The sequence below is a fragment of the Vibrio sp. 10N.261.51.F11 genome (assembly GCF_041471665.1).
Lineage (GTDB): Bacteria > Pseudomonadota > Gammaproteobacteria > Enterobacterales > Vibrionaceae > Vibrio > Vibrio crassostreae_C.
In genome coordinates, this window is record NZ_JBFROW010000030.1 from 26,782 (window position 1) to 49,403 (window position 22,622).

The 22,622-nt window shown below is 45.0% G+C and carries 21 protein-coding genes and 1 pseudogene; 8 read left to right on the forward strand and 14 right to left on the reverse strand.

Annotated elements, in window-relative coordinates; translation table 11 throughout:
- Positions 1-130 precede the first annotated feature (130 nt).
- Both AB4351_RS09775 and AB4351_RS09780 read right to left on the reverse strand, forming a co-directional pair.
- Complete coding sequence (locus AB4351_RS09775; protein ID WP_372125787.1) at positions 131-628, reverse strand: hypothetical protein; 498 nt, start codon at positions 626-628, stop codon at positions 131-133.
- A gap of 139 nt (positions 629-767) precedes the next feature.
- Positions 768-1,334, reverse strand: coding sequence for a dihydrofolate reductase family protein (locus AB4351_RS09780; RefSeq protein ID WP_372125789.1), 567 nt, complete (start codon positions 1,332-1,334; stop codon positions 768-770).
- 60 nt (positions 1,335-1,394) lie between these two features.
- Between AB4351_RS09780 and AB4351_RS09785 the strand changes: the two genes are divergently transcribed.
- A complete protein-coding gene (locus AB4351_RS09785) occupies positions 1,395-1,958 on the forward strand; it encodes a TetR/AcrR family transcriptional regulator (RefSeq protein WP_372125792.1) in 564 nt (187 codons plus the stop codon).
- 161 nt (positions 1,959-2,119) lie between these two features.
- The gene (locus AB4351_RS09790; protein WP_372125794.1) at positions 2,120-3,652 is read left to right on the forward strand and encodes a phospholipase D family protein; all 1,533 of its coding nucleotides are present in this window, start codon (positions 2,120-2,122) and stop codon (positions 3,650-3,652) included.
- A gap of 120 nt (positions 3,653-3,772) precedes the next feature.
- Here AB4351_RS09790 and nfsA read toward each other — a convergent pair whose 3' ends face one another.
- Positions 3,773-4,495 (reverse strand): oxygen-insensitive NADPH nitroreductase, encoded by a 723-nt coding sequence (gene nfsA, locus AB4351_RS09795; protein ID WP_372125797.1) that lies wholly within the window; start codon positions 4,493-4,495, stop codon positions 3,773-3,775.
- Positions 4,496-4,774: 279 nt separating this feature from the next.
- Here nfsA and AB4351_RS09800 point away from each other — a divergent pair, with 279 nt between their 5' ends.
- The 5 genes and pseudogenes from AB4351_RS09800 (at position 4,775) to AB4351_RS09820 (ending at position 10,031) form a co-directional block, all read left to right on the forward strand.
- Positions 4,775-6,019, forward strand: a complete 1,245-nt coding sequence (locus AB4351_RS09800) for an NADH:flavin oxidoreductase/NADH oxidase family protein (RefSeq protein ID WP_102320701.1) — start codon at positions 4,775-4,777, stop codon at positions 6,017-6,019.
- A gap of 235 nt (positions 6,020-6,254) precedes the next feature.
- Positions 6,255-7,237: pseudogene (locus tag AB4351_RS09805) on the forward strand (HAD family hydrolase).
- Between the two features lie 159 nt (positions 7,238-7,396).
- Positions 7,397-8,092: an aspartate/glutamate racemase family protein gene (locus AB4351_RS09810; RefSeq protein WP_102398428.1), complete on the forward strand. Its 696-nt coding sequence runs from the start codon at positions 7,397-7,399 to the stop codon at positions 8,090-8,092.
- Between the two features lie 611 nt (positions 8,093-8,703).
- Positions 8,704-8,940 carry a YdcH family protein gene (locus tag AB4351_RS09815; RefSeq protein WP_017067743.1) on the forward strand — a complete coding sequence of 79 codons (237 nt, stop codon included), beginning with the start codon at positions 8,704-8,706 and terminating at the stop codon, positions 8,938-8,940.
- A gap of 194 nt (positions 8,941-9,134) precedes the next feature.
- The gene (locus AB4351_RS09820; RefSeq protein ID WP_102320698.1) at positions 9,135-10,031 is read left to right on the forward strand and encodes a LysR family transcriptional regulator; all 897 of its coding nucleotides are present in this window, start codon (positions 9,135-9,137) and stop codon (positions 10,029-10,031) included.
- Positions 10,032-10,132: 101 nt separating this feature from the next.
- Here the strand turns inward: AB4351_RS09820 and AB4351_RS09825 are convergent, their stop codons facing one another.
- The 6 genes from AB4351_RS09825 to AB4351_RS09850 form a co-directional block, all read right to left on the reverse strand.
- Positions 10,133-10,942: an SDR family NAD(P)-dependent oxidoreductase gene (locus AB4351_RS09825; RefSeq protein WP_372125800.1), complete on the reverse strand. Its 810-nt coding sequence runs from the start codon at positions 10,940-10,942 to the stop codon at positions 10,133-10,135.
- 278 nt (positions 10,943-11,220) lie between these two features.
- Positions 11,221-12,780, reverse strand: coding sequence for a glycerol-3-phosphate dehydrogenase (glpD, locus tag AB4351_RS09830; protein ID WP_372125804.1), 1,560 nt, complete (start codon positions 12,778-12,780; stop codon positions 11,221-11,223).
- A gap of 270 nt (positions 12,781-13,050) precedes the next feature.
- Complete coding sequence (locus AB4351_RS09835) at positions 13,051-13,836, reverse strand: DeoR/GlpR family transcriptional regulator (protein ID WP_229648093.1); 786 nt, start codon at positions 13,834-13,836, stop codon at positions 13,051-13,053.
- 260 nt (positions 13,837-14,096) lie between these two features.
- Entirely contained in the window at positions 14,097-15,617 is a 1,521-nt protein-coding gene (gene glpK, locus AB4351_RS09840; RefSeq protein WP_136973628.1) for a glycerol kinase GlpK, read from the reverse strand.
- A 59-nt stretch (positions 15,618-15,676) separates the two neighbouring features.
- Positions 15,677-16,531, reverse strand: a complete 855-nt coding sequence (locus tag AB4351_RS09845) for an MIP/aquaporin family protein (RefSeq protein WP_004732234.1) — start codon at positions 16,529-16,531, stop codon at positions 15,677-15,679.
- Positions 16,532-16,979: 448 nt separating this feature from the next.
- Positions 16,980-17,411, reverse strand: a complete 432-nt coding sequence (locus tag AB4351_RS09850) for a PACE efflux transporter (RefSeq protein WP_372125807.1) — start codon at positions 17,409-17,411, stop codon at positions 16,980-16,982.
- A 130-nt stretch (positions 17,412-17,541) separates the two neighbouring features.
- Here AB4351_RS09850 and AB4351_RS09855 point away from each other — a divergent pair, with 130 nt between their 5' ends.
- Positions 17,542-18,432 (forward strand): LysR family transcriptional regulator, encoded by an 891-nt coding sequence (locus AB4351_RS09855; RefSeq protein ID WP_371721250.1) that lies wholly within the window; start codon positions 17,542-17,544, stop codon positions 18,430-18,432.
- A 95-nt stretch (positions 18,433-18,527) separates the two neighbouring features.
- Here AB4351_RS09855 and arsB read toward each other — a convergent pair whose 3' ends face one another.
- From arsB to AB4351_RS09880, 5 genes are all read right to left on the reverse strand, one after another.
- Entirely contained in the window at positions 18,528-19,583 is a 1,056-nt protein-coding gene (gene arsB / locus AB4351_RS09860; RefSeq protein ID WP_102320692.1) for an ACR3 family arsenite efflux transporter, read from the reverse strand.
- A gap of 109 nt (positions 19,584-19,692) precedes the next feature.
- Entirely contained in the window at positions 19,693-20,034 is a 342-nt protein-coding gene (locus AB4351_RS09865; RefSeq protein WP_017064015.1) for a helix-turn-helix transcriptional regulator, read from the reverse strand.
- Positions 20,035-20,226: 192 nt separating this feature from the next.
- Complete coding sequence (locus tag AB4351_RS09870; protein ID WP_029235181.1) at positions 20,227-20,634, reverse strand: glycine zipper family protein; 408 nt, start codon at positions 20,632-20,634, stop codon at positions 20,227-20,229.
- Between the two features lie 31 nt (positions 20,635-20,665).
- On the reverse strand, positions 20,666-21,328 hold the full coding sequence (locus AB4351_RS09875) for an START domain-containing protein (RefSeq protein ID WP_017069715.1): 663 nt from the start codon (positions 21,326-21,328) through the stop codon (positions 20,666-20,668).
- Positions 21,325-22,488, reverse strand: coding sequence for a glycosyltransferase family 2 protein (locus AB4351_RS09880; RefSeq protein WP_017064013.1), 1,164 nt, complete (start codon positions 22,486-22,488; stop codon positions 21,325-21,327). The genes AB4351_RS09875 and AB4351_RS09880 overlap by 4 nt, the downstream gene beginning before the upstream one ends.
- Positions 22,489-22,622: the final 134 nt, after the last annotated feature.

Below are 22,622 nucleotides of genomic sequence, written 5' to 3' on the forward strand. Positions count from 1 at the left end.
AGTCTGTGTCGATGGATAAATAATAGTGGGAATATTTGAAACGATAAACAGTGCTACATTTGAATTATTGTCAAAAAATAATTGATAATAGCTTGGGTATTATGTGCTACTAGGCGTAGGTGAGGAGTATTTAGAAGCCGCCCGCCCACGCATCAAAATCGTCAATATTGTCGAGCTCTTCCTTGGTTCTTGGCGCAGGGTAATAAGGCAGTGCTAACCTTTGAACGGAAGGTTGCAGTTCCCAATCGGGTGTAATCTTGAGTCGTGTTAACTCATCGTTGAGGCGTACAAACATATAGTAGCCGTCGGCATGGGTATTGGCGTAACTCGCGATAGTTGCGATATCACCAGAAGGTAACTTTACGTCTCGACCTAGTGGATAGAGTTGGTGCAATGCGAAACTCACTTTGGGATCTTCAAGTTTGCCTTGCTTAAAGCGTTCTAATCCGATGGCGGTTGAAGTAGTGCGCGGCTTCCACCCTGTGAGGAGCAATCCACTCAAGTTATCTTGGAACGGCTTACCCTTTCGATTGCCTTCATTGGTAATGAATTGAACCGTCAGCGTGTCTCCCGATTCTTGCAGAATTTCTAAAAACTGTTCACCAGTGCGATCGACCAAAAGCTTCATAATATCCAGCTACCATCAAGAATGAGAGACGATAAAGGGTACTACTATAGGGAAGGCTTGTGTAGGGACGATAAAGGTTATGTAGCGTGAACAATGTTTTCGGTGTTGATCCTTTCATGCCCTTAGTTCAACAACAGCTTTAGCGCTTACGTAAGTAATGAGTTTGCACGATCTCATCAAGGTACGTCGTGACGCCTTTCAACGTAAAATCGACGGGAGATACTAAGTCACCAAATAACGGGGACCCACCACCAAGCACGATAGGAATGGTCGAGATGATCAGCTCATCAATCATGTCTTCTTTCATGAAGTTTTGAATGGTCACACCGCCATCAATATACAGATTGTTAAGGCCTTTGTTGTTTAGGTCTTCGACGATCTGAGTGAGCTCACCCTTTATCAAGAACACTTTACCTTCGAGTTCCTTAGGCACTTCCGTCAACGTGTTACTCAATACATAAACAGGCTTTGTGTAAGGCCAATCAATACCGAAGCTCAACACCATATCCATTGTGTTTCGGCCCATGACCAAAGCATCAATGCGATCGATATGGGCGTTGTACCCCATGTCATCACCGTCTGGATTTGGAATCGCTTGCAGCCAATCTAAGCCGCCTTGCTTGTCTGCAATGTAACCGTCAAGGCTGGTTGCGATGAATACAATATTTGACATTTTTAACTCCGATATCAATGAGAAACTTGGCATCTACACGGTAATAAATTAAAATATTCTACAGTGTAGAAATAAAGTTTAAGAGGTGACGGTATGACTGTCAAGGATCAGAAACGAGGTCGACCAAAGAGTGGATCAAGCCAACTCAGCGCCGAGAGAATTCTCACTATTGCTAAAAGCATGATGCGAGAGAGTGGCAAAGTGCCAAGTGTTCGAGGGTTGGCGACAGAACTCGGGGTTGATGCGATGGCTATATACCATTACTTCAAAAACAAAAATGATCTGCTTGAGGCAATCACGGTTTCCTTGATTGAAGAAGTCGCGCAGCCAGAATTGAATCAAGATTGGCGAGATAACCTATATCGGCTCAGTGTGAGTTACTTGTCGATGCTAAACGAATATAGAGGCTTGTTAGAGACCTTATTGACCATGAAATCCCTCGGGCCGATGGAGGTGTTTAGTGAACGTTTTACAGCGGTGTTGAGCCCGTTAGCGTTAACCAAAGAGCAAACCAAAAATGCGCTGGACTTGCTGGTGGATTATTTACACGGCTACGCTTTGGCGTTGAACTGTAACCCAGACCGAACTGAGCTCACCATTGAAATGGTCGAAAAGCCGCTGAGTTTATACTGTTTGGCGCTCAATCAACTTAAGTGATCTGTAGGCCAATTTAACGACCTTTAAATTTATACTGGATAATTACCTATAAATTTCAGGATTTAGCAGTAATAATCAATGAATAGATCGGAATAGCTTGTTCATTGAAAAGCTGTACGGAAAGTTTCTAAAGACGTCATCGTGAAAAGGAAGTCAGATACATGCCTGTGCTCCAACGCATCAGTTTAACGTTAATCTTAATCGCCGTTTTAGGTGGGTGTTCTTCACTTCCTGAAGGCATCGATCATCCAACAGAACCGCCAACCTCTCCTGCACCTAGTTCTTTATCGGTTCTAACCAATGAATTTCAGCCTGAAGCTTTAGAGCAAGGCACCACTGCGGTTCGTCTGCAAGAGTCTGGTTGGGATGCCTTGGCACAGCGATTAGCGCTGGTCGAAAGTGCCGAGCACACCATCGACATTCAATACTACATCTGGAACTCTGACGAATCGGGCAGCTACCTAGCCAGCCGTTTGTTAGCCGCGGCCGAGCGTGGTGTGAAGGTTCGTGTAATGCTGGATGATATCAACCTCAACGAACGTGAAGGCCTATTATCGGCACTGGATGCACACCAGAACGTCGAGATCCGAATCTTCAACCCAACACCAACACGCCGTGGTTTTAGTAAATGGCTAAGTTTTCTTGGGGATTTCTCACGCCTAAACCGCCGTATGCACAATAAGTCGTTTACCGTAGATGGCACCTTGTCTGTGGTTGGTGGGCGTAATATTGGGGATGAATACTTCGATCTTTCTGACGAGATTAACTTCCGAGATCGCGATGTATTGGTGATGGGCTCCGTCGTTACCACCATCCAAACTAGCTTTGTCGAGTACTGGAATAGCCGTTGGTCTTACCCTGTTGATATGTTGGGTGACGACGAGCAACCGGACCTTTCAAAGATTGACGATATCACCGTTCCCCAATATCAAAACTACCCAGAGTTACCATTAAATCGGGAAGCGGCAGATAGCCTGCTGAAAGAGGCGCTTAATGAGATGACATGGGTGAATGCTCGTTTTGCTTACGATCGCCCTGTGCCTGTCGATTCAGACAATACTGATGAACCTAAAGCAACGGCGGTTCTGTTAGGGCAGCTCGCAAGCGAATCGAAACAAGAGATCTTGCTTGAGTCGGCTTACTTGGTATTCGATGACGGTCAGCTACAAGAGTGGCAAACGTTGAATAACGAAGGCGTTGAGATAAAGGCACTGACCAACTCAATGGCCTCGAATGACTTGGTGACCAATCACTCTGCTTACGCGGGTCGACGCTACGACATGCTGGAGCATGGAATCGACTTGTTTGAGTTAAAACCAGATTCCAAGCTGTGTGAAGCGTCTACCCAAGACGTGTCGAAATGTGCGCCTGAAACAGCTTATGGCCTGCATGCTAAATCTGTCGTATTTGACCGTAGTATTGCGAGTATTGGCTCCTTTAACTTCAACCTGCGTTCGACCTACCTAAACACGGAATCGGTGCTAATCATCGAGAACAAAGCGATAGCTGAAACGCTAGCTGAAACCATCGAACAGGCGATGAGTGAAGACAACAGTTGGCGCTTGGAACTTGAAGACGGTGACGTGTATTGGTACTCAGGTGACCAAAGCTGGGACAGCGAACCAGAAACCGGCAAGTGGGAACGAATGCAGTCAGGCTTCTTACAGCTTCTCCCAATAGAGAAGTATCTCTAAGAGAATCAGCACCCTAGAAAAGAAAAATGTCAGCGCATAATACGCTGACATTTTTGTTTGTGATGGCGAAAACAGAGTTCGCTCATCGAATACCTTTCTGTCGTTAGACCTGCTCTCGATCTATCGCTTGGTCAGCTGTTTGCTGTTTAGGTAAGGAAGAATATGAGGACGAGATTCACCAGACAGCTTTTGCGTGATCTGCTGTGACCAGCTGCTTTGCTTTTGATTGCTTGAGCGGTTTGCGTAGTAGCTTTGCACCGAATCATCGTAGCTGGCAATGTCATCTAGGCTCAGCGGTTGGTATTGGTTTTCGTGCATCACCACATGAGCAGGAAGGCGAGGCTTAACCTCTGGTTGCTGTGCCGGGTGACCTAAGCACATCCCGAACAACACGGCGGTATGTTGTGGTAGTTCTAACAGTTCATCGACTTGTTGTGCGCTGTTACGCAGCCCGCCAATGTACACGCCACCCAAACCTAGAGATTCAGCCGCCAGCATGCAGTTTTGCGCCATGATGCCAGAATCTACCGCGCCAATCAGGGTCAGTTCAGTAAAGTCGGTTTTCACTTCAGGGTTGATTTGAGCGTGGCGTTGATAGTCGATACAGAACACTAAAAACTCAGCCGCATTCTCAACGTAAGCTTGGTTACCTGCGTATTCAGCTAACAGTTTGCGCTTCTCTTTGTCTGTCACTCTCACGATAGAAACAGCCTGCAGTAAGCTCGATGATGAAGCCGCGAGACCAGCCTGAATAATCACATCAAGTTGTGCTTTTTCAATCGGTTGATTTGTATATTGACGAATGGAGCGGTGCCCCAGAATAGTTTCAATCGTGCTGTTCATAACTCTCAGACAGTCCTTGTGATGATGGCGTAGAGAATCACAATAACGACAATTACCATGAGCGTAAAGGGTGTTCGAGCCTTTCTGGTTGACATATTTCAGCAGCGTCAGCCCAGTTTTTGAGATTCTATTTATAATCGATTAATGCCAGCTGCTATGCCGCTGGCATTTTATTATTGAGCGAAACTTGCTTCGAAATAGGCACTAAATGATAAAAACTGTCGGATAAAATAGGGCATACTGGACTCAATATATAAACCAAAGAAAGTAACCACGCGCATGAATCCGATCTGCCTCAACGACCCTTTTTCTCTTCCTAATGGCCAAGTGATCAAAAATCGCCTGTTCAAATCGGCAATGAGTGAACAGCTAGGTGATAAACATCATAACCCTAAGCAAGGTTTAGTCACGCTTTACCAGCGTTGGGCTCAAGGAGGAATTGGCCTATCCATGACGGGCAACGTGATGGTCGATAGAGGTGCGCTTGGTGAACCTAAAAACGTTGTGTTGGATGAGCAAAGTGACTTAAGCGTATTTCGTGAGTGGGCGAAGGCTGGAACACAAAATGGTTCGCAGATATGGATGCAATTGAACCACCCAGGAAAGCAAATCCCTAAATTCTTATGTGATAGCCCGGTTGCGCCTTCGGCTATCTCTTTAGAGCGTGGATTAGAAAAAGGCTTTAATACGCCACGAGCTCTGACTGAGACGGAAATCATCGCAATCATTGATAAATTCGCGCTGAGTGCAAAGCTTTCAAAACAAGCGGGTTTTACCGGTGTGCAGATCCACGGTGCTCATGGCTATCTCGTGAGTCAGTTTTTGTCTTCAAGACACAATCAACGCCAAGACAAATGGGGTGGATCACTCGAAAACAGACTTCGTTTTGTGCTTGAGGTTTATCGCGCGATTCGAAAAGAGGTCGGTGAAGATTTCCCGGTCGGAATTAAGCTCAACAGTGCTGACTTCATGAAAGGTGGCTTCACTGAAGAAGAGTCGATGCAGGTTGTGCAAACACTGAGTGATAACGGTATCGACCTGATTGAGATCTCCGGCGGCACCTATGAAAGCCCATCGATGATGGGTTCAAAGAACAAAGCCGAGCCATTGAAGACCAGCACGGTAAAACGTGAAGCGTATTTTATGGATTACATGGTTAAGGCGAGAAAGCTTGTGAGCACGCCGCTGGTGGTCACGGGTGGTTTTCGAACCGCGCAAGCAATGAATGACGCATTAAACACCTCGGCGACCGATTTTATTGGCATTGCGCGCACAATGGCGGTTGATCCTGATTTCCCTAACAAGTTAATTGAAAACCCTAGTTACGGCATGCCGCTAACGGTGCCAACCACAGGAAAACCTGCATTAGACAAGGTGGCGATGGTCGGGCTGGTTTGGTATGAACATCAGATGTGGCGCATTGCCTCTGGCAAGAAAGCCGACCCAAAACTAAGCGCACTCGGTGTGGTGTTAAAAACAATTTTCAGCGCCGGCTGGCACGCTTTCAAAAAGCGCAGAGCGTAAGCAGTCATGGATTGTTAAAGCAGAACTTTGAGGAATTGAAGTTCTGCTTTTTTGTTTGTCTCCTTTTAAGTTCTCGATAAATACATCGCAGAGCACCCTCAGCCAGCTTAGCTGTGGTACTAATCTAATACCAACATGAGCATTGGTTATAGTGTTCATAAGTGGCAAATAAGAGTAGACAAACTAGGATGAATTGAATTAAACCCTACAAATAATTCAACAACATGGTAGTGCTATGAAGAAAATAACCCTTTTGTCAGTTGCGATTTTATCTAGCATCTCTTTCTCATCTTTTGCAAAGGATTGTGATCCCAACTTGCTGCCTTCTTGGAAGGACAGCGAGAGCAAATCCGCTATCGTCGACTTTGTTGGGCAAGCCACTAAAGCTGAGTCTGATACGTTCGTGGCAATTGAAGATCGCATTGCCGTGTTCGATAACGACGGTACGCTTTGGTCGGAAAAGCCTTATTACTTCCAATTAGCCTTTGCACTAGATCGTGTAAAAGAGATGGCGCCTGATCACCCTGAATGGAAAACCGAAGCACCGTTTAAGTTTGTACTCGAAGATGATATTGAGAGCGTTCTGGGCAGCGGTGAAGAAGGGCTATTGAAAATCATCATGGCGACACATTCTGGTATGACTGTTGAGCAATACCAGCAAGACGTTGAGCAATGGCTGACGGTAACAAAAGATAAACGCTTCAACAAAGCCTACACAGACCTTACTTATCAGCCAATGAAAGAGATGCTGACTTACCTGCAAGAGCATGACTTTAAGACTTTATTGTGTCGGGCGGAGGCGTTGATTTCATGAGGGCGTGGGCTCCTGATGCTTACAATATCCCGTTAGAACAGATCATCGGTAGCGCACTTAAATACAACTACAGCTACAACGACGGTAATCCGACCGTTACCAAAGGTTCGTCCATTTTGACCATTGATGACAAAGCCGGAAAGGTCAGCAATATTCAGCATATTATCGGTAAGAAGCCGATTCTAGCAGTAGGTAACTCAGACGGCGATCAAGCGATGATGCAGTGGGCAACCAGTCAACCAAACTCAATGGCGATGATTGTTCATCACACCGATGCCGAGCGCGAGTGGAAGTATGATCGTGAGTCCCATGTGGGTAAGCTTGATAAAGCACTCGACGAAGCGAACTCCAGAGATGATTGGACGTTAATCGACATGAAATCCGATTGGTGTGAGGTGTATTAACCCACACAAACATTCGGACAAAACAGCAAAGGCTCGGATGGTTCATTCGAGCCTTTTGCTAAATAGCGAAGACTTCGTCTCATTTTCAGCAAGATCGTACTATAAATTTTTAACGCATGACGCTTTAATCGGGATAGTCAGAAATTAAAGGAATAAAAAATGAAAACGATCGGTTTGCTCGGCGGTATGAGTTGGGAGTCGACAGTGAGCTACTACAAATCCATCAACGAGGGCGTTAAAGCCACACTCGGCGGGCTCAATTCTGCAAAGGTTTGTATGTACAGCGTGAACTTCGATGAGATAGAAAAGCTTCAACATCAAGGTCGCTGGGCTGAGACGGCGGATATCTTATCGGACGCGGCTTTATCGGTAGAGAAAGCCGGAGCGGACTTCATCCTGATCTGTACCAATACCATGCATAAGGTCGTTCCTGAGATCGAAGAGAAGATCACGATTCCTATCTTGCACATCGCTGATACCACAGCGCAGAAACTGCTGGAACAAGGAGTGAAGAAAGTCGGGTTACTCGGCACCGCTTTCACGATGGAACAAGATTTTTACAAAGGGCGTTTAATCGATAAATTCGGTATCGATGTTGTGATTCCTGCCAAGGATGACAGAGAGAAAGTCCACAACATCATTTACCAAGAGCTGTGCCGAGGCGAAGTAAAAGAAGAGTCTCGCGCTATCTATAATCAGATCATTGAGAGGCTAAGCCAGCAAGGATCAGAGGCCGTCATTCTAGGCTGTACTGAGATCGCCTTACTGATTCAGCAACAACATACCGATGTGCCCCTGTTTGATACTACAGCCATTCATGCAGAAGCCGCGGTGCGTTTGGCGACGAGTGACTAACTTCTAGTTCTTATTCTTAGTTCCATAGCTGTCCTATTTTCGCTCTTGTACGATTTTCATTCGTTGAAGTGAAAGTTTTTTGTACAAAAGCAGGTCGTTAGTTAAAGAAGCGATGCTTTGTTCATTAACCAAGGCCTTATCGGTAGGTAAGGTTTTAGTTAATGATTGAGGTATCCGCGCTTTTAAGCACTATGCTTTAGTCATGACCGAAAGAGGATTTATTATGAAATGGCTTATCTTATCTGTAACGCTATTGTTCGTGGCAGGATGCCAATCGACAGGCTCTGACACGTCTTCACATGATCAAATGAATCGAGTTCATTCTGGTGGTTGTAGCAGCTAATCCTTTTTTGAAAATACTTTTTAGCTGCTGTTATTATCATTTCTGTCACTGTTCTTATAAAGAACTCACTTCTACAAAGCTTTGCGATTACGTGAGGCTTTCTTCTATGTAAAACAACGCATCCCTGCCGATTTATGTTGTAAATTTGTGAATCTGAATTGTCTATATTCTATGCTGTGTACTGGATCTCATTTGTTATTTGACTCCCTTGCTAAGGTTAATAATGAATGCGTAATACCAATCACTTTACTCAACTTAAGAGGTTTCTATGCTAGGTGAAAATCATTCTCTTGTTCACGAATTTCCTGAAATGAAAGATAAAATTGCTGAGCTTGTTAAAACTGACGATGGCTTTGCAGCAGACATGAAGACGTACGACAACCTTGATAAAGAGATTCGTAAGCTTGAGCTGAAAGATTCACCCATTGATGACGGCTCGATGCACCAACTGAAACATGATCGTTCTGTACTGAAAGATGCACTGCATGCACGTTTAACTGGCTAGTGAGTTGGTAATTTTGCTGACTAGCTAAATGGCGAATTGCAGACTTAGACAAAAAAACTCCTTCGGGAGTTTTTTTTCGTTTTGGCTCAATCACTTCTTCACAATTCAACTGAGTTAATACGTTGTATTATTATGTGAATGACGCATAATGAGGGTTACTGGCACGCGATTTTTAAGATTTTATTGGTAATCTCATGAATATTGAACACCTCAAATTGTTTGTTCGTTTAGCTTCCACACATAACATCAGCATGGCTGGGCAAGAGCTTGGTTTGTCTCCTGCTGTTGCAAGCTCGCACATCAGTAAACTGGAAGACAATTTAGGCGTTCGCTTGGTCCACCGAACCACTCGTAAGGTCTCTTTAACCGAAGAGGGGGAAGCATTCTTACCTCATGCTGAAGAAGTGTTATCGAGCGTGGATGCTGCCAAATCGGCGGTCGGTGTGGGTTGTGATTCTCCAACCGGAACGTTGCGAGTTACCGCATCTGCGTCTTTTGGACGTTTGCATCTTGTTCCTGCCTTACCTGGATTCTTAGAGCGCTACTCTGGGTTAAAAGTCGATCTCAGGCTATCAGATTCGATGGTGGATGTTGTTGAGGGTGGCTTTGATATCGCGATTCGTATCTCGGAGCTGAAAGACTCGACACTGATTGCCCGAAAACTTGCGACAGACAAGCGTATTGTGTGTGCATCGCCTGATTACTTAATCAAATATGGTAAGCCAGCCAAACCTCGAGATCTTAACGATCATCAGTGTATTAGCTTAATTGGTTTAGAAAACTGGACCTTCAATACTGAAAGCGGGCCTAAGACGATTAAGGCATCTGGGTCGTTCAGGGCAGATAACGGGGAAGCACTGCGTGACGCAGCCTCAGGTGGTATGGGGATCACGGTGACATCGAATTGGTGTGCCTATGAACAACTGAAAAGCGGTCAGCTGGTTCAAATATTAGAAGATTACCCATTAACATCAGAGCCTGCAATTTGGGCTGTGTACCCAAGCACAAGGTTACTTGCACCAAAGGTGAGAGCCTTCATTGACTACTTCTCTGAATATTATGGTAATCCACCGTATTGGGAACAAAAGTAGAATCAGATAGATTTAACGAAAAAGCCCTACGTGACTAAGTTATGCGTTAGTCACGTAGGGCTTTTTCTTGGAATCAGAAAATCACTTGAGCATAGCTGTCATTAAGAAAGCGTTGCTTTGATGATCTCTTCAATTTTAGCGACAACTTGTTGTGACTTATCGCCGTAAATCGCATCTGGGTGCGGGTTAGCAAACGTGTTGTTGTCGTTATCAAAGTATTGACCGCCTGCTTGTGCGAACTCATCAGACAATGATGCGCGAACCAGAATATCAGAACCGATGCTTAGGTCGCCGCCTGCAATGCCATAAGCGTCTTTCACCATCTTGCTGCCTAGTAACGAAGCTGGGTTGACAGCAACCACCATTGGCCCCGTAGAGCCTAACTCTTTTGCCATCTCACGAGTCCACATAGTGATCGCAAGCTTGCTTTGTGCGTAAGCGTCACCATCAGACATTGGTTTCTTACCTTCTAGCGCTTCGATGTTCACTGCTGCTTGCGCGGCTGAAGACAGGTTCACCACTCGGCTCGACGAATCGAATACTGGCAACAGGCGTTTGGTCAGATGATACGGCGATACTGTGTTTACAGCAAAACGAACATCTAAACCGTCTTTGGTGATTGAGTTGGGAGCATTGAACACACCCGCGTTGTTAATCAGCACATCAACCTTTTCGTGCTCGGCAATCACTTCGTCAGCCAGCGCATCAACATCTGCCAGAATAGACAAGTCTGCCACGTAGCTTTGGATCTTCGCTTGCGTAGAGAGAGCGATAAGTTGCTGCTCAACGTCTTTAAGTTTGCTTGGGTTACGTCCATGCAATAAAACGTGGTGACCTTGCTGAACGAGTGCTTTTGCTGTTTCGAAGCCGATACCATCGGTAGAGCCTGTGATCAGAATGACTTTTTGCATGGAATAGATTCCTTATTAAAGCGCTGACATCGTGAGCGTTTTGAATGAATTGTTTTGTTGAGATAAAGAATAGCAACCTTTCGTAAAATTGATAAAACACTATTTAGCTTTTGTTGAAAATAGAAGAGGGTAAAAGGGCGATTTGGTCGAGTGACAACTACTGAAGTGCAAGGAGTTGAACGCAAATAGTGGAGGCAAATAATAAAAAAAGCTTAGCGCGGGGGACGCTAAGCTTGTTTATTAATCAGGTTGTTGAACTGTGCTTGTTGGCTGGTGGATTAGCTTACTTGAGAAAAGCTTACCACTTTACGTTGTAGCTTCTCTTTTAAGTAATCAGACAATGCTTGTTGCTCAGATTCGCTCATGTACAAGCCAAGCTTGGTTCTGCGCCATAAGATGTCTTCGTCTGTCATTGCCATCTCTTGGTTGATCAAGTAATCAATCTCAGCTTGGTAAACACCGTGTGCTTCGCTTGAGAACTGGATACCAAGGTCGGCTTCACACGTAGCGCCTTCAAGTAGGTCCCATGTGTAGGTACCAAATTGGGTCACGTAACGAAGTAGCAGAGCTTCAGATGCCCAAGGGTATTTAGTGTGCATCATTGCTGCAAGCTGTTCGCGGCTGCAGCTGAAGTTACCACCCGGTAGTGTGTCGTTAGCTGTCCAAGGTGCGCCCATGTGTTTCAGGTAAGGTTCTAGCTTGTTCAGTGCCGCTTCACCGAGTTTACGATAAGTCGTTAACTTGCCACCAAAGATAGATAGCAGTGGTGCTTGATCCATTTCTGCATCCAGCTCCAGTGTGTAGTCACGAGTGATCGCTTGTGGTGAGTCAGATTCATCGTCACAAAGCGGTCTTACGCCACTGTATGTCCAGACCACATCGTCACGCTCTAGTTGCTTAACAAAATGCTGGTTAACGATATCAATTAAGTAATCAACTTCCACATCATCGATAGCCACTTCGCGAGGATCGCCTTTGTATTCAAGGTCGGTAGTGCCGATGATCGAGAACTTATCTAGGTAAGGGATCATGAACACAATACGATTGTCTTTGTTTTGCAGAATGTACGCTTGTGGTTCGTCGTGAATGCGTGGCACAACAATGTGCGAGCCTTTGATCAGACGAATATTACGAGGCGAAGCCTGCTCTAACCCATCATCAAAGAACTGCTTAACCCAAGGGCCTGCAGCGTTAACAAGCGCTCTTGCTTTGCGTTCAAAGCGTTGGTTTGTCATCACATCAAGGATCGTCACATGCCAAATACCACCTTCGCGGTGCGCTTTTTCAACACGGCAGTAGTTACGTACTTCTGCGTTGTTTTCTTTCGCCGCCAACACGTTGAGCAATACCATACGAGCATCATCAACCCAGCAATCTGAGTATTCGAAGCCTGTCTTCATTTCTGGTTTCAGTAGCCCTGATTTTGCTAGGTTGACTGTCTTACTTCCAGGAAGAGTGGTGCGCTTACCCAAGTTATCGTAAAGGAATAGGCCACAGCGAATCATCCAAGCTGGGCGTAAAAATGGTCGATGAGGTAAACGGAAACGCATTGGCTGAGCAACGTGAGGCGCTTTTCTTAACAATACTTCACGTTCAGCGAGTGCTTCCGAAACCAAACGAAATTCGTAATGTTCAAGGTAGCGTAGGCCACCGTGGATAAGCTTTGAGCTAGCAGAAGACGTCGCAGACGCGAAATCATTTGCTTCGTATAAGCCAACGTTTAGACCACGACCTGCTGCATCTGCCGCGATGCCTGCACCATTGATGCCGCCGCCAATCACGATCAAGTCTAAAGTGGAAGATGTACTGTTGTTTGAATTATTTTGTTGAGCACTCATGGTTTTGACCTCTTTCTGAGCGAACGAGCATTTTAGAACATAATTGAATCCTATATGAACTTTCGTTTGCGGTCATTTATTATTTTCGTTTATGCGCGTTTTATGTGATTTGGGCATAAAAAAACCTCTGCTTATGAAAGCAGAGGTTCAAATAAGACTAATTCGAGCATAGAAGCGACAGTGACAGCGAGCAAGTTTTACTTTATTAACTTTTCTATAAAGAATGGTGATTCATTTAAGAAAGTGGCGTCACTGAGCTCTTATGTTTAGTTATTCGCTCATAGGACGAGCGGTATCGATCACTTCTAATGGTATTGCCGAATCTTTAAGGATGTTGAGAATCTCTTCCGGTGGCTGCTTATTAGTAAACACCATGTGGGCCTGAGAGATATTGCCGAGCTTAACCATCGCGTTACGACCAAACTTACTGTGGTCGACTGCCAGGAAGATGCTGCGGCTGTTTTCGATGATAGCTTGCTTCACTCGAACTTCATGGTAGTCAAAATCAAGCAGTGAGCCGTCAAAGTCGATGCCGCTGATCCCTAGAATGCCGAAATCGAGGCGGAACTGCTTCACGAAATCGAGTGTTGCTTCACCCACGATACCGCCATCACGGTTTCTCACTTCGCCACCTGCCAAGATAACCTTTATCTCTGGGTTTGGTAGCAGGATACTGGCAACGTTGATGTTGTTAGTCACGACTCTGAGTTGTTTGTGGTTTTTGTTCAGCGCGCGTGCCACGGATTCTGGTGTGGTGCCGATATCAACGAACAAGGTTGCACCATCTGGAATGTGTTTAACCAGCTCGTCGGCAATCACATCTTTTTCATTGAAGTTAAGCGCTTTACGCGTGTTGTAAGAGGTGTTTTCTGAGCTAAGAGGAATGGTTGCACCACCGTGATAACGACGGATTTTGTTGCTATCAGCCAGCTCATTGAGGTCTCGTCTGATGGTTTGTGGGCTAACATCGAACTTCTCTACGAGCTCTTCGGTGCTCACATATCCTTGTGTTTTTACCAGGTCTACAATCTGCTGGTGTCTTGGTATCTGCTTCACTTAACTTACCACTCCCTGCACGCTATGGGCTCTAGCGCGTCACAATCGAAAATATTAACTCGCGCTATTGTGCTCGAATTGATGAGGAGAGAGAAGTAATGATAGTAAGGAATTATGTCCAAACCGCAAAAACGTTGATCAAAACATGAAAAATTGGCTCAAAACGCAAAAAAGAGCACAAAATAGTGCTCTTTTTAGTTTCGTTTACTGAGGAACGAACAATTCAATCGATAAGAGAGTGATTATTCGAACGTTCGATTTTACTCTTCGTCGTCATCGTGCAGTTCAGACCAAACTTGTGCACACTTGATAGCACGCTTCCAACCTTTGTAACGGCGGTTACGCTTTTCTTCATCGTGGTGTGGCAAGAACGTACGGTCTAGTACTGCTTTGTCTTGAAGCTCATCGATGCTGTCCCAGAAACCAACTGCTAGACCAGCAAGGTATGCTGCACCCAGAGCCGTTACTTCAGTTACTTCAGGACGGTGAACCTCAGTATCAAGCACGTCTGATTGGAATTGCATTAGGAAGTTGTTCGCTACTGCGCCTCCATCAACACGTAGGTTTGCTAGCTTGATGCCAGAGTCCGCTTGCATCGCGTCTAGTACGTCACGCGTTTGGTAAGCAATACCTTCCAAGGTTGCACGGATGATGTGGTTAGAGTTAACACCACGAGTCAGGCCAACAATCGTACCGCGAGCGTAAGCATCCCAGTATGGTGCGCCTAAACCAGTAAACGCAGGGACTACGTAAACGCCGTTTGAAGAATCTACTTTGGTTGCGAAGTACTCAGAGTCTTCTGCGCCAGCCAGTAGTTTCATTTCATCACGTAGCCATTGGATTGATGCGCCGCCCATGAATACTGCACCTTCCAGTGCGTATGCAGGTTCGCCTTTAGGGCCACATGCCAGTGTGGTTAGAAGGCCGTTTTTCGATGTGACTTTCTCTTGGCCTGTGTTCATTAGAAGGAAACAACCAGTACCATAAGTGTTCTTAGCTTGGCCTGCTTCTACACACATTTGACCGTAAAGTGCAGCTTGTTGGTCACCCGCAATACCCGCGATTGGAATACGAGTACCGCCTTTACCACCAAGGTTCGTTTGACCGTAAACCTCAGAAGAGCGCTTCACTTCAGGCATCATGATTGCTGGAATGCCCATTTCATCAAGTAGCTTCTGATCCCAGCATAGGTCGTTGATGTTGAACAACATAGTACGTGACGCGTTAGTGTAATCCGTAACGTGAACACGTCCTTGAGTCATTTTCCAAACCAACCAAGTATCAACCGTACCGAACAGTAGTTTGCCAGCTTCAGCGTCTTCGCGAGCGCCTTCAACGTTGTCTAGAATCCATTTTACTTTGGTACCTGAGAAATACGGGTCAAGGACTAAGCCAGTATTGTCACGTACGTAGTCTTCTAGGCCACGCGCTTTAAGGTCTTCACAGATGTCGGCAGTTCGGCGACACTGCCATACGATTGCGTTGTAAACCGGTTTGCCAGTTTCTTTGTTCCATACAATAGTAGTTTCACGTTGGTTGGTGATACCAATGCCGGCTAGCTCATCGCTGCGAATGCCTGCTTTAGCCAAAGCTTCAACCAATGTAGAGCTTTGAGTCGCCCAAATTTCCATTGGATCATGCTCAACCCAGCCAGCTTTAGGATAAATCTGGGTAAACTCTCGCTGAGAAGAACTGACGATATTTGCATCATGGTCGAGAATTACGGCGCGTGAACTTGTTGTTCCTTGGTCTAGGGCAACAATGTATTTTTGCTCGGTCATGGTAAGAGTCCTTTTTCTTTTGTTATTTATATTTTAGTAAATGTAGGGTCGCTTAGGAATTAAGCTTGAGCTTGTTCAGCTTCTTCTTCTGTTTCACATTGGTTTGGAATTGTGCAGCCTTGGCCTTCTACTGGTAGGTAAGCACCGATAACACGTGGGTACAACCAACCACCAAAACACGCACCAGCAATTGGAGCAAGAATTGGAACGATGAAGTAAGGAATATCACGAGCACCGCTTAGTGCGAAATCCCAACCTGCAAAGTAAGCAAAAAGTTTTGGTCCGAAGTCACGAGCAGGGTTCATTGCAAAGCCAGTCAGTGGACCTAAAGAACCACCGATAACCGCGATAAGAATACCGATCAGTAGAGGGTTCATTGCACCGCGAGATGCGCCGTTGTTCTCATCACCTAACGCTAAAATGGCAAACATCAACACTGCAGTAATCACGAATTCCACAGCAAAAGCGCCGAAGAAAGAAAGTGAAGCATGTGGGTAAGTCGAGAAGATACCAGCAGTTGATAGTGCGTCTTGGCTGCTACGAACGAAGTTATGTGCGATTTCGTAGTCAGTAAATAGGTTGCTATACAGGCTGTAAACCAATGCTGCAGAGCAGAAAGCGCCAAGCAGTTGCGAAATGATGTAAGGCACCACTTTCGCTTTATCGAAGCCATGGAACATGGCCAGTGCAATCGTTACGGCTGGGTTGATGTGTGCGCCTGAAACGCCGGCAGTACAGTAAATTGCAATCGCAACACCGAAGCCCCAGATGATGCTGATTTCCCATTGTCCGAATGTCGCACCAGTTAATACCAGAGCGGCCACACAGCCAACGCCAAAGAATATGAGTAATCCTGTGCCGATAAATTCAGCCAAGCATTGCCCAAATAAAGAAGGGTGTTTGTTTGTTGTCATGTTCGAGTCCTTTTTAGTTTTGCTTATCTAGCACGTGTATTGTGCATATATTTGCGAACTCGAAAATAAACGAACATCAAAAGTGAGCGTTTGAGCATAAAATTGTTAATTAAAGTCACTTGAAATGTTAATCCGAACACTTTTGCTCGAAAAAGATGCTCGCATGAACGTCATTGCTCGAATTGATAAGTTGCGAAGCCGCTCAAACTACCTATATGTAAATGAATGCGCAACTGGTACGAGGAGTTTATGTTTGGATTTGTGATGCTACTTCGTGAGTGGCGGATTATTAGACTTAATTAGGGAGGGCTGTGTGATGTTTTTGCTATGTAACAAGGGAGTTAACAAATGAGCTTATATGCATAAATGAATAAACTGCCAACTATGTTGTAGTTTGGCAGTTTTCATTTGGGTGTATGTTCTTGTTATACGAGACGAACTTACCGCTCTAAACCAGAGCTGCCACTTTTCCTTTCGCAACCAATTGATATCGAACCGAGTCATACGCCCAGTTGAACGCAATCGCGTAAAGTACGAAGAAAATAACTAGGCCGATGTCCATGATCAGTACGGTTAGGAAGTCGAGTTGTAGAACCCACATCAAGACAGGTAGAGTCACTGTCATTAAGCCAAGCTCAAAACCTAATCCGTGCAGGATACGTGTTTTCGTGGTTCTTTTGCTTCGGTCTGCTCCGTAAATTTTGTCGTAGCCATAGTTGTAAACGTAGTTCCAAGCCATCGCTATCAATGATATTGCAAGTGCTAACCCCGCCATTTCCCCAGCTCCATTGCCAGTAATGTAGGTTGCTAGCCCCGCCATCATGATCAGTGCGAACACTTCAAATAGCACCATGTGCAACATGCGTTCTTTATGTGACATTTTTCTAACTCTCTTTACGATTAAATAGCCGCCGATGGGCAAATGACTTGGCTAGATAATATCTACTTAAGTGATAATATAAAGATAGTTAGCATCACATCTTGTGATAGTAAGATTTGGGAGAAACCGAATGTACAACATTGAACAACTGAAAATGTTTGTGTATGCCGTTGAATTAGGGTCATTTTCTGCCAGTGCTCGTCATTTGGGGAAGGTGCAGTCGGCGGTGAGCCAAGGCATCAGTAATCTTGAAATAGATTTTAATGTTGAGCTTTTTGATCGTTCGACTCGAAAGCCTTCACTAACCAAAGCGGGCGAGCAGTTATTTAAACAGGTGAAAGCGATCGTGCTTCAGGTTGAAGATCTGAATGTGACGGTTAGTGCGATGGGCAGTGGTGAAGAGGGGCTCATCAAAATTGCATTAGATGATTCATTGCTGGTTCCGAACCTATCTAAGATCCTTAGTCAGTTCAGTCAACAATTCCCTGCGACCGAAGTTGAACTGGTTGCGTGTACCACGACAGAGGTCAATCCGTTGATTATCGAAGAGAGGGCCGACATTGGATTGATGTTTACCAACTTGGCTTTTGATGTCGGCTCTGAGCCTTGCTTTATCGGTCACTTACCGTTTATTGCTGTGTGTCATCCAAGTCATGCGCTCGCAAAAACAGGTGTGGCGAAACTCACTGACTTACTCCCGCATCGTCAGTTAATGTTGAGGGGAGACAAAGGCAAGGTGATGGATCAGTTTCCGCTGATTGCCGGAAAGGTATGGTGGTCAAACAGCTTTATCGTCATTAAAGAGATGATTCTTGGTAGCGATATCGGTTGGGCATACTTACCGAAACACCTTGTTGAAGAAGAGCTTATTAAACAGCGCTTGGTAGAGGTGAATGTGTCATTTGACCATAAAACTTGGTCGCCTCCGGTTGATCTTGTTCTGTCTAAAACACGCTCAAAAGGTCCTGCATTACTTTGGCTTGAACAAGCATTGAAAGGCCTATTAGACGAAACTGAATAAAGAAAAGGCTCACCGTTTAACGTGTGAGCCTTTCTGTTCAAAGTGATGCTGCTTTTTGTTAGTTCTAGTTCTAGTTCTAGGTGTAGACGTAGATGCTATACGCTAGGTTTAACCGTCTGACCGTTGTAGTACTTGTCTTTCATCTTAAGCGCCACGTTCACAAGGTAAATCAGCACAGGGACTTCAATCAGTGGACCGATAACGCCTGCAAACGCTTGGTCTGAGTTGATACCGAATACTGAGATAGCCACGGCAATCGCTAGCTCGAAGTTGTTACCTGTTGCTGTAAATGCAATTGATGCGTTCTTGTCGTACTCGATGCCCATCTTTTTACCGATGAAGAAACTGATGAAGAACATCGCAGTGAAGTAGATAGTCAGTGGAACCGCAATTAATAGAACGTCCATTGGCAGTTCAACAATCATTTCACCTTTCAGGCTGAACATCAGAACGATGGTTGCCAGTAGTGCAATCAGTGTGATTGGAGAGATGCGTGGAATAAATACGTCGTTGTACCACTGCTCGCCTTTCATCGACACAAGGATCTTACGGCTTAGGAAGCCCGCTAGGAATGGTATACCTAGGTAGATAAGTACACTGTGTGCAATGTCGATCATCGAGATATCAACCAACATGCCTTCGTAACCAAATACTGGTGGAAGAACGCTGATGAACAACCACGCCATAAAGCTGTAGCTCACCACTTGGAATGCACTGTTTAGAGCAACCAATGCCGCGCCGTACTCTTTGTTACCGCCGCCGATGTCGTTCCAAACCAGAACCATCGCCACACAACGAGCAAGACCAATCAGAATCACCCCAACCATGTAACCTGGGTGGTCTCCCAAGAAAGTTAGTGCCAATACAAACATCAGAATTGGACCAACGATCCAGTTCATGATCAAAGAGAGCTTAATGGCTTTCTTATCTTTTACCACAGTGCCTAGCAGGTTGTAGTTAACCTTAGCCAGAGGTGGGTACATCATTAAGATAAGGCCAACCGCAAGCGGAATGTTAGTGGTGCCAACAGACATTGAATCGTTCCACTGTTCGATCTGTGGGAATAGGGTGCCGAGTAGTACACCAAGGCCCATGGCAATAAAAATCCACAGTGTTAAGTAGCGATCTAGAAAACCTAACTTTGGTTTCATGATAATCTCTCTTAGTTGATATCGTAAATCGTCGAAAGACGATTGGTTGTGGCAAAAAAACACGCTTAAAAGTAAAGGCTATCAAAGCCGATCATTCAAGCGTGAACTTCTATTTTAAAATGCTGTTAAATATCGATTCGAAGCGTTGAATATTGTCGCGGTCGATGCGGTAACACATCTTCGGCGGAATCGACTCAGCCGTAATAAAACCTGAGGCTTTCAATATTCTTAAGTGCTCTGATACCGTTGATTGAGCTAAACCCAATTCACTCACCAGATCACTGTTCAAGCAGCCGCCCGATTTTTCTAACGTGGAAAGGATACTCAATATACGTATTCTTGCTGGGTGAGCGAGTGCTTTCGCCAGTGCGGCCATTTGCTTTTCTGCTTTAGCATCACCGTGTTCGATGGGCAGAGAACAGCCACCAGATGTCGAGCAAGTTGAGTTCATATTGACGTCTCACTATCATTAATCGTTAAAAGACGATTAATGATAAGCCTATTTTAAATAGGGGTCAATGCTCACTGTCTATTTGAACGAACTTTAAGGTGGCGATTCAGGGACTATGGTTGAACTCTGCTTTGACTCAGCTACGCAAAATGGCGTGAACATCGATTAAACGCCATTTTGCTCGGTTATCCGCTAGTTAAGAACGGTATAGCCTCGGTTGATCATACAGTTACGATTCACTTGAAACTTCTGCTGCTCAGATAGCTCGGCGGATTGTCTTTTTTGAGCACCGTGCTTTAAAGCGCCGCTGATAATACCGATGCCAGCACCAATTTTTGCACCATCATGACCACTCCCGCCAGAGACGGCTCCACCAACCGCACCCAGCGCTGCACCCTTAGCGGTTGAACCGACAATATCGCTGCCAAGAGAATCGACCTCTTCAGGCTTCACTTGTTGAGCGTATTGCTCACATTCATACAGATCGGCGTGATACTGTGTTTCATCAACACCTTTAGTATCGACAATAATTTGATTAGCAAATACTGAACTTGATGCTACAAGCAATATCGCTGCGATTGGAGAGAATGGAAATTTCACAATATAGACCTCTAGAGTATTCATTGCATTGTTAAAGTGACGTGTAGTTCTCGATGAAATCAAGGCGACGATCGGTGTACTCACCAGAATCCAACATCTTAGATAACCCGCGAAGCGTGTTGTAAGGCTGAGAAACGGCCACCATGTTAATGAGCCAATACGGAATATCGCCACCTGGATCACTCAATACTCGATAAGAGATATGGGTGGTGTTTTCGTCGATTGGTGTCAGGATCCAACTCGCCTCTAATTCAGCCACTCTGATGATTTTTTTATTATTGTTTGGCAGGTAATCAGGCCTACCATGCTGACCAATGGTGACAACCATCGTCTCTGGATCTTGAGTGATGACGTTCTCTACGATAGCTTCACGATCGGCAACTGGCCAAGGTGCCTTGGTATAGGTTTTGGTGATCGTGTGCGCCGCACTAAAATGCTCTATTTCTTCCATGTCATCGATGTTTTCTACCCATTGCGTGCCAACAGAGGTATCGATAAAGAGTGCGATAATAGAAGTGAGGGACGCGTTGATGTCGCCTTCTGCTCGAAATTCTTTAAAGTGACTGCCTTCAATTTTACGGTTATAAACCTCGATGCCTTTTTTATCGCGTGCCAGTGACCAGCCATCGGTGTCTGATGCAAACACCGAAACTGAACAAGCAAGAAGAAGCAAAGTAATAATCTTATTCATCATGTTAATGAGCGCCCTTTCCAGCTGATTTTATTGGTTTTAGATAAGCGGTAACTGTTCAGCACGAGTAGGCTTTGAACACAAATACCGAAGGGTACGGTTAACGCAAATTTTGCGGGAACAAACAGTTCCTTAACCAAAATGAAGTAGGTGACGATCGACACCAAGAGCATCACAGAGCTGACAATGAGCGAATAAGCATGAATGGCAGACATGTCACTGATGAAGGCGTTCGCCGATACCAGCATCAAAAGCGGTCCCGCCCATGCGATGATGTTGGCTTTGATGAAGACTTTTAAAGCTTGTGCTTGCGATTGACAATTCACAATAAGATTCATGTTTTTGGAAAAGCCAGCCCAGATTGAGTTGAAGTCTGAATACATGTGCGTACTCATTAGTTTGTCTGCAAATGCCCAGAAAATCTTAAATCCATTGACCTTCATGACTTTTGCAAAGGCGATGTCTTCCGATATCGCGTTTGCTACTGCGGCGTGTCCACCGACTGCGTCGTAGGATTTTCGGGTAAACAACATCGCCTGACCGTTAGCAATCGCTTCTTCCTTAGTCATGTCGTTCGAGTTTTTAAAGTTCATATAAGATGCGATCGATAGAAAGATGCCCGGCAAGGTCGCTTTTTCTGCCACAGACGCAAAAGTTTGTTTTGGATTAAACGATAAGAGATCAGTTTTTTGTTGGATAGCAAAGTCGATAACGCTCTGTAGCATCGCGGGTGCTGAATCGGTATCTGCATCAATGAAATACACATATTCACCGCTCGCGTTGAGTGCGCCAGCCATACATGCATTGCTCTTACCAAGCCATCCGGTCGGTAACGTTCTACCTGAAATACAGCGCGCGTTAACGTCGAACTTACTGATCAATGCTTCTACTTTTGCACGGGTTGAGTCAGTAGAAAAGTCATCAACAACAATGACTTCAAACTTGTCTTTTGGGTAGCTCTGCTTCAATAGAGAGCCAAGGCTGATTTCAATATTGTCTTCTTCATTTCGCGCAGGAATAATGACGGAAACAGTCGGCCACTCAGTTCTTTTGAACGATATTTTAGGTTCAATGTGAATACGATGGCGCTCTAAGTTCGCAAGTGTGATTAGAAACTTGACGGTAACGATGCAAAGCAAGGTCGTAATAATAGCTAAAATCATAATGACTGTGGTCGGAATAAAGTGATGGAGAGACAGGAAAGAATATAGTGGAGTGTGACCTAACGCACATCTTGTATGTAGGACTTAACCCTTCAAACTGGAATGCGCTTCTGTTAGCGTTTGCCTTGGAAAGA

Coding starts and splice junctions, on each gene's coding strand:
- AB4351_RS09775 (WP_372125787.1), bottom strand. CDS start 628: ATGAAGCTTTTGGTCGATCGCACTGGTGAACAGTTTTTAGAAATTCTG.
- AB4351_RS09780 (WP_372125789.1), bottom strand. CDS start 1,334: ATGCCAAGTTTCTCATTGATATCGGAGTTAAAAATGTCAAATATTGTA.
- AB4351_RS09785 (WP_372125792.1), top strand. CDS start 1,395: ATGACTGTCAAGGATCAGAAACGAGGTCGACCAAAGAGTGGATCAAGC.
- AB4351_RS09790 (WP_372125794.1), top strand. CDS start 2,120: ATGCCTGTGCTCCAACGCATCAGTTTAACGTTAATCTTAATCGCCGTT.
- nfsA (WP_372125797.1), bottom strand. CDS start 4,495: ATGAACAGCACGATTGAAACTATTCTGGGGCACCGCTCCATTCGTCAA.
- AB4351_RS09800 (WP_102320701.1), top strand. CDS start 4,775: ATGAATCCGATCTGCCTCAACGACCCTTTTTCTCTTCCTAATGGCCAA.
- AB4351_RS09810 (WP_102398428.1), top strand. CDS start 7,397: ATGAAAACGATCGGTTTGCTCGGCGGTATGAGTTGGGAGTCGACAGTG.
- AB4351_RS09815 (WP_017067743.1), top strand. CDS start 8,704: ATGCTAGGTGAAAATCATTCTCTTGTTCACGAATTTCCTGAAATGAAA.
- AB4351_RS09820 (WP_102320698.1), top strand. CDS start 9,135: ATGAATATTGAACACCTCAAATTGTTTGTTCGTTTAGCTTCCACACAT.
- AB4351_RS09825 (WP_372125800.1), bottom strand. CDS start 10,942: ATGCAAAAAGTCATTCTGATCACAGGCTCTACCGATGGTATCGGCTTC.
- glpD (WP_372125804.1), bottom strand. CDS start 12,780: ATGAGTGCTCAACAAAATAATTCAAACAACAGTACATCTTCCACTTTA.
- glpK (WP_136973628.1), bottom strand. CDS start 15,617: ATGACCGAGCAAAAATACATTGTTGCCCTAGACCAAGGAACAACAAGT.
- AB4351_RS09845 (WP_004732234.1), bottom strand. CDS start 16,531: ATGACAACAAACAAACACCCTTCTTTATTTGGGCAATGCTTGGCTGAA.
- AB4351_RS09850 (WP_372125807.1), bottom strand. CDS start 17,411: ATGTCACATAAAGAACGCATGTTGCACATGGTGCTATTTGAAGTGTTC.
- AB4351_RS09855 (WP_371721250.1), top strand. CDS start 17,542: ATGTACAACATTGAACAACTGAAAATGTTTGTGTATGCCGTTGAATTA.
- arsB (WP_102320692.1), bottom strand. CDS start 19,583: ATGAAACCAAAGTTAGGTTTTCTAGATCGCTACTTAACACTGTGGATT.
- AB4351_RS09865 (WP_017064015.1), bottom strand. CDS start 20,034: ATGAACTCAACTTGCTCGACATCTGGTGGCTGTTCTCTGCCCATCGAA.
- AB4351_RS09875 (WP_017069715.1), bottom strand. CDS start 21,328: ATGATGAATAAGATTATTACTTTGCTTCTTCTTGCTTGTTCAGTTTCG.
- AB4351_RS09880 (WP_017064013.1), bottom strand. CDS start 22,488: ATGATTTTAGCTATTATTACGACCTTGCTTTGCATCGTTACCGTCAAG.